Below are 6,000 nucleotides of genomic sequence, written 5' to 3' on the forward strand. Positions count from 1 at the left end.
ATCAAGTTATATTGTAAATCCGAATGTATTTTGGCAGTTCAATGAATTGGAGATAATAACAACCTCTAGTTTGTTAGTTATTTTTGCCTTATGCTTCATCATTACTAATATTGAAAAACGACACGATTATTTTAATTTTTCAATTGGATTAATAATGTATTTACTGTGTAGCATTTTAATCTTTTTAACAGGAAATACTAATTTAGTTTTTATAAAAAACCCATACATTGATATATGGGTTTTTAATTCGTTATTTTATATTTTATTTCAGGTTATGATTTATAAAGAATACATGCATTTAAAGAAGGATAAAAATTAATCAACTTCAACTAATATTCTTGTAAACTCATACGAATAGCCATCGCTAACGGTACCTGTAGATAAACTGGTGCCATCTAATGTAAATGCGCCTGTTGATTCAAATGTAACTTCACCATATTCTGTTCCATTAATACTTAAATACGATTTGTCGGTTTCGTTATTTTGAGAAAAAGAATAAGTACCGCTGTCTAATAAATCTTCTTTTGAGTCGTCCGTATTGTTGTTGGTGATAGTTAAATTTTCTTCCTCACCATCAAACTCCCACACAATAGTGTGTAATTCAAATTGACTTGTTGAACCTGATACGCCTCCATTAGACTCTACAAGATGCCATTGTTCTTTATAAGTTATAATGTCTTGGTAAGAAGTGTTGTCTCCCAAACTGCAGCTAGTTAATACAGTAGATAAGATAAATAAAAATGAGAATTTAAAATTCATTAGATTAAAATTATAGTTATATGTTGAAGATGATGATTTATTAAAATGGTTGCGTTAATTTGCAACTAAATTATACCAAAATTAAAATAAGCTTATAAATGAACTTTTTTCAAACAGAGATTAAACTTCCTGCCTTTAAACGGGGTTTTCATTTAATAACAACTGAAGTTTTAGATGCAATACCAGAAATAAAACAGATTAAAATGGGTCAATTACAGGTTTTTATAAAACATACCTCGGCGAGTTTAACAATAAATGAAAATGCTGATTCTACGGTAAGACTAGATTTTGAAAGTCATTTTAATAAAATGGTACCAGAAAATGCGCCTTATTACAAACACACTTACGAAGGACCAGACGATATGCCAGCGCATATTAAGGCATCGTTACTTGGGGCGTCTGTGCAAATACCTATTACCAATGGTAAACCAAATTTAGGGATTTGGCAAGGTATTTACTTATGCGAGCATAGAGATTATGGTGGTTCTAGAAAAGTAGTTATTACAGCTTTTGGTAATTAAACTCTAGTTTTTAGTAGTTTATCAATTATATATTCAACACCAAAATTGTCGTTACTTTTGGTACTGTAATTGGCTGTTTGTTTCACACTATCGTGAGCATTTTCCATGGCAAAACTATATTCGGCAAGTTTTAGCATTTCTAAATCGTTGTTATAATCGCCAAAGACCATTGTTTCTTTTTCCGAAATATTAAATGTGTCCTGCAATAATTTTAAAGCATGACCTTTGTTGGCTAAAGTATCAGAGATGTCTAACCAATTTTTACCAGAGATTTTTATTAAAAAGTCACTTTCAAATTGTTTTACGAGCGGGTAGATGTGTTTTTCAGAATCTTCCGAATGAAAAATAGCAACCTTCATAATATCTTCATCAATTTCGTCAACGCTATCAATCACTTTAAAAATAGGATAGTATTCCGATAATAAAGAGATATTTCCATAAGAATTACTCTTAAAATACCCTTTACTTTTTGTGCAAAACACCGGATGAATATGGCTATTAGCATCAATTATTTTTTCAAGCGCATATAAATTGGCACGATTAATTGGGGTAGAAAGTAGTTGTTCATCTTTATTAATTACTAAACCACCGTTTTCGGCCACAACAATAATATCGTTTTTAATAGCCGATAATTTATCAACAATGCTGTAATACGGACGACCACTAGCAGCAACAAACATAATATTGTTTTGCTTTAAGGCTTCAAATTGTTCCAAAAATAGGTTGCTTACTTCGTGGTTTGAGTTTAGTAGTGTGCCATCCATGTCGCTTACTACTAGTTTTATTTGCGATAAATCCATATAAAATTTGTGTTGGGGTAAAGGTAATATTCTATAACTAAAAGAATGTTTATAAAACATTAAAATAAAAAAATCCAACTCGTAAAAGTTGGATTTTTAATTAAGCGAATATGTTTTACAATAGGCTAAAGCCTTATTTTACTTTTTCTACAACAGCTTTAAAAGCTTCAGGGTTATTCATAGCTAAATCGGCTAAAACCTTACGGTTTAATTCGATATCGTTAGCTTTTAATTTCCCCATAAATTGAGAATAAGATAATCCGTGTAATCTGGCACCTGCATTAATACGGGTAATCCATAACGCACGGAATGTTCTTTTTTTGTTTCTACGGTCTCTGTACGAGTATTGCATCGCTTTATCAACCGCGTTTTTAGCTACTGTCCAAACGTTTTTACGACGTCCAAAGTAACCTTTTGCTTGTTTTAGAACCTTTTTTCTACGGGCTCTTTTTGCTACAGAATTTACTGATCTTGGCATAATTTTAATGTTTTTGTAGAGGGCGACCTAAAATAGGTACTTTTAACTCGGCACGTTTAGTACGTTGTTGCCACACTCCAGGGTTTATAAATTTGTTTTAACCAATTAAAACGTTTGTTACTTTAAGCGTAACATGGTTTTAATATTATCTTCGTCAGCCTTATGTACTAAAGTATCATGGGTTAACGCTAGCTTACGCTTTTTAGACTTCTTTGTTAAGATGTGACTTTTAAAAGCGTGCTTTCTTTTAATTTTACCAGTACCAGTTAACTTAAAGCGTTTTTTGGCACTAGATTTTGTTTTCATTTTAGGCATTTTTCTTCCTAGTTTTAATTATCGCTTAATTATTTTTAATGCTGAACTGGTAAAACCAACTCAGCATTTTATTGTCTATTCCCGAAAAATTCAGGAGTTATTTAACTTTTGTGTGGCGCGATAAACATAGTCATACGTTTACCTTCCAGTTTTGGCATTTGTTCTACCTTGCCATATTCTTCTAAATCTTGAGCTAAACGAAGCAATAAAATTTGACCTTGTTCTTTAAAGATAATTGATCGTCCTTTAAAGAATACAAAGGCTTTTAGTTTAGCACCTTCTTTTAAGAATTTTTCGGCATGTTTCTTTTTAAACTCGTAATCATGGTCATCAGTTTGTGGTCCAAAACGAATCTCTTTAATGGTTACTTTACTTGCTTTAGCTTTTAAAGCTTTATCGCGTTTTTTCTGTTCGTAAAGAAACTTTTTATAATCCATAACTTTACAAACAGGAGGTTCCGCATTTGGCGAAATCTCAACAAGATCTAAGCCTAACTCATCTGCAATTCGTAAAGCGTTACCTTTAGTATAAATTCCCATTTCTACGTTGTCTCCAACAAGGCGTAGCTTTTGTGCAGTAATTTTCGAATTAATTTTATGTTTGTCTTCTTGCACAACGCGTCTTGGTTGCTGTCTTCTTCTAATTGCTATGGCGTAATAATTTTAAATTAAACTTTATTAATATGTGTCTTAAAACGATTTTAACGTTTTTTGTATGTCTGTTTTTATAATCGTTACAAATTCATCTATCGAAATCATACCTAAATCTTCACCACCGTGTTTTCTCACTGTAATCTTTCCTTCTTGCTCTTCTTGGTCTCCAATTATAAGCATATACGGATGTTTTTGTAATTCAGATTCTCGTATTTTTTTCCCAATAGTCTCATTTCTATGGTCTACGAGGGCGCGAATTTCGTTATTTTCTAGCAAATTTAAAACTTTTTCCGAGTATTTTTCATATTTCTCGCTAATAGATAATATAATTGCTTGAGTTGGCATTAACCATAACGGGAAATTACCACCGGTATGCTCTAATAATAAAGCCACAAAACGTTCTAAACTACCAAATGGCGCACGATGAATCATTATTGGGCGGTGTGTTTCGTTGTCGCTACCTTTATAAGTAAGCTCAAAACGTTCAGGTAAATTGTAATCTACTTGAATCGTTCCAAGTTGCCAACGTCTGCCTAAAGCATCCTTAACCATAAAGTCTAACTTTGGTCCATAAAAGGCAGCTTCGCCTTCTTCAATAACATAATTTAAACCTTTATCCGATGCGGCGTTAATAATAGCTTGTTCCGCTTTTTCCCAATTGGAAACATCACCTATATATTTGTCGGGGTTTTTAGGATCCCTTACAGAAACCTGAGCTGTAAAGTTTTCAAAACCTAACGAGCCAAATACATAAAGTACTAAATCAATTACATTTTTAAACTCAGCATCTAATTGGTCTGGAGTACAAAAAATATGTGCGTCGTCTTGTGTAAAGCCGCGAACACGAGTTAAACCATGTAGTTCGCCACTTTGTTCATATCTATAAACCGTACCAAATTCGGCAAAACGTTTCGGTAAATCTTTATAACTCCACTGACTTGTTTTATATATTTCACAGTGGTGCGGACAGTTCATGGGCTTCAACAAAAACTCCTCGTCTTCCTTTGGAGTTGTAATAGGTTGGAAACTATCTTCACCGTATTTAGCATAATGTCCAGAAGTAACATAAAGTTCTTTTTGGCCAATATGTGGTGTCACTACCATTTCGTAACCTGCTTTTTTCTGTGCAGCTTTCAAGAAATTTTCTAAACGCTCGCGTAACGCAGCACCTTTTGGTAACCATAATGGTAAACCTTGTCCTACTTTCTGCGAAAAGGTAAACAATTCAAGTTCCTTACCTAATTTTCTGTGGTCACGTTTTTTTGCTTCTTCAAGTAAATTTAAATACTCGGTAAGTTCCTTTTGTTTCGGAAACGAAATACCATAAACACGTGTAAGCTGTGGTTTGTTTTCATCACCGCGCCAATACGCACCAGCAACACTTAATATTTTAACCGCTTTTATAATGCCAGTGTTAGGGATGTGTCCACCACGGCATAAATCAGTAAATGTGGAATGGTCACAAAAAGTAATGGTACCGTCCTCTAAGTTTTCAATAAGTTCGGTTTTAAACTCATTATTCTTATAAAGTTCTAAGGCTTCAGCTTTACTTGCCGAACGCATGCTAAAATCATGTTTACCACGAGCAATGTCCAACATTTTGGTTTCAATAGCTTTAAAATCTTTATCAGAAATACTAGTCTCACCAAAATCTACATCATAATAAAAACCATTTTCAATAGCAGGACCAATAGTAAGTTTCGCTCCTGGATACAATTCCTCTATTGCCTGAGCCAAAACATGGGCGCTACTATGCCAAAAAGCCGTTTTACCCTCATCATCTCTCCAGGTAAACAAAATCAAATCGCCATCGGTGGTCAATGGTGTCACAGTTTCAACAGTTGTACCATTAAATTTCGCCGAAATCACGTTTCTCGCAAAACCTTCACTAATGCTTTTCGCAACATCCATTGGGGTAACACCCGCATCAAACGTTTTTATGCTACCGTCAGGTAAAGTAATATGTATCATTAATAATAGTTAAAATTCGGCTGCAAAGATAATAGTATAAACAAACACATACAATATATATATAAGTATAATTTTATAATAGTGTATTTATATGGGCGTTTCCCCTCCTTAAGGTCGGGGTCGTGCTTTCGGTAGTCGCTGCCTTCTAAGGTCGGCGAGCTCCAACAATACCTCAATCCCTAACGCGGGCGTACTAGCAAAGGGAAGTTTTAATGCAATAGCGTAGAGGTTTATTAAAAAGGGAGTTTAAGGAATATCCAACTCCAAACCAGTCTATATTCTATTCGCGCCGCGATCTATTATCTCAACTTACGTAAACCTAAAATCTAAAGTCGTCACCCAAGCCTGTTACTGTATTCAAACCTGTCTAGCTTCTATATTCTATCAGCGCAGCGATCTAGAATCTTCACCATTATTAGTTCAATACGAAAAAAACCGTCATGTAACTATCAGGTAATAAGAGCGTTCTGTGGCTGTATGAAAAAAACACAAAAAAAAGGTTA

At 33.9% G+C, this 6,000-nt stretch carries 7 protein-coding genes; 1 reads left to right on the forward strand and 6 read right to left on the reverse strand.

Going from position 1 to position 6,000, the window contains the following annotated elements; translation table 11 throughout:
- Positions 1-315 precede the first annotated feature (315 nt).
- The gene (locus PK35_RS07440) at positions 316-759 is read right to left on the reverse strand and encodes a hypothetical protein (RefSeq protein ID WP_131474400.1); all 444 of its coding nucleotides are present in this window, start codon (positions 757-759) and stop codon (positions 316-318) included.
- A 98-nt stretch (positions 760-857) separates the two neighbouring features.
- On the opposite strand from PK35_RS07440, the gene PK35_RS07445 reads away from it, so the two are divergent.
- Complete coding sequence (locus tag PK35_RS07445) at positions 858-1,280, forward strand: secondary thiamine-phosphate synthase enzyme YjbQ (protein WP_044626050.1); 423 nt, start codon at positions 858-860, stop codon at positions 1,278-1,280.
- Here PK35_RS07445 and PK35_RS07450 read toward each other — a convergent pair.
- The 5 genes from PK35_RS07450 to thrS form a co-directional block, all read right to left on the reverse strand.
- Positions 1,277-2,080, reverse strand: coding sequence for an HAD family hydrolase (locus PK35_RS07450; protein WP_044626051.1), 804 nt, complete (start codon positions 2,078-2,080; stop codon positions 1,277-1,279). The two genes, PK35_RS07445 and PK35_RS07450, sit on opposite strands and share 4 nt — an antisense overlap.
- Before the next feature lie 133 nt (positions 2,081-2,213).
- Complete coding sequence (rplT, locus tag PK35_RS07455) at positions 2,214-2,558, reverse strand: 50S ribosomal protein L20 (protein ID WP_044626052.1); 345 nt, start codon at positions 2,556-2,558, stop codon at positions 2,214-2,216.
- Positions 2,559-2,675: 117 nt separating this feature from the next.
- Positions 2,676-2,873: a 50S ribosomal protein L35 gene (rpmI, locus tag PK35_RS07460; protein ID WP_019388182.1), complete on the reverse strand. Its 198-nt coding sequence runs from the start codon at positions 2,871-2,873 to the stop codon at positions 2,676-2,678.
- 101 nt (positions 2,874-2,974) lie between these two features.
- A complete protein-coding gene (gene infC, locus PK35_RS07465; RefSeq protein WP_117624655.1) occupies positions 2,975-3,487 on the reverse strand; it encodes a translation initiation factor IF-3 in 513 nt (170 codons plus the stop codon).
- A gap of 75 nt (positions 3,488-3,562) precedes the next feature.
- A complete protein-coding gene (gene thrS, locus PK35_RS07470) occupies positions 3,563-5,497 on the reverse strand; it encodes a threonine--tRNA ligase (RefSeq protein ID WP_044626053.1) in 1,935 nt (644 codons plus the stop codon).
- Positions 5,498-6,000 lie beyond the last annotated feature (503 nt).

This window comes from Neotamlana nanhaiensis, assembly GCF_000943555.1.
In the GTDB taxonomy this organism is placed as follows: domain Bacteria; phylum Bacteroidota; class Bacteroidia; order Flavobacteriales; family Flavobacteriaceae; genus Neotamlana; species Neotamlana nanhaiensis.

Bases quoted from the DNA above. Each gene is read 5' to 3' on its own strand.
- rplT (WP_044626052.1), bottom strand. From the start codon at position 2,558: ATGCCAAGATCAGTAAATTCTGTAGCAAAAAGAGCCCGTAGAAAAAAG.
- PK35_RS07445 (WP_044626050.1), top strand. From the start codon at position 858: ATGAACTTTTTTCAAACAGAGATTAAACTTCCTGCCTTTAAACGGGGT.
- PK35_RS07450 (WP_044626051.1), bottom strand. From the start codon at position 2,080: ATGGATTTATCGCAAATAAAACTAGTAGTAAGCGACATGGATGGCACA.
- PK35_RS07440 (WP_131474400.1), bottom strand. From the start codon at position 759: ATGAATTTTAAATTCTCATTTTTATTTATCTTATCTACTGTATTAACT.
- rpmI (WP_019388182.1), bottom strand. From the start codon at position 2,873: ATGCCTAAAATGAAAACAAAATCTAGTGCCAAAAAACGCTTTAAGTTA.
- thrS (WP_044626053.1), bottom strand. From the start codon at position 5,497: ATGATACATATTACTTTACCTGACGGTAGCATAAAAACGTTTGATGCG.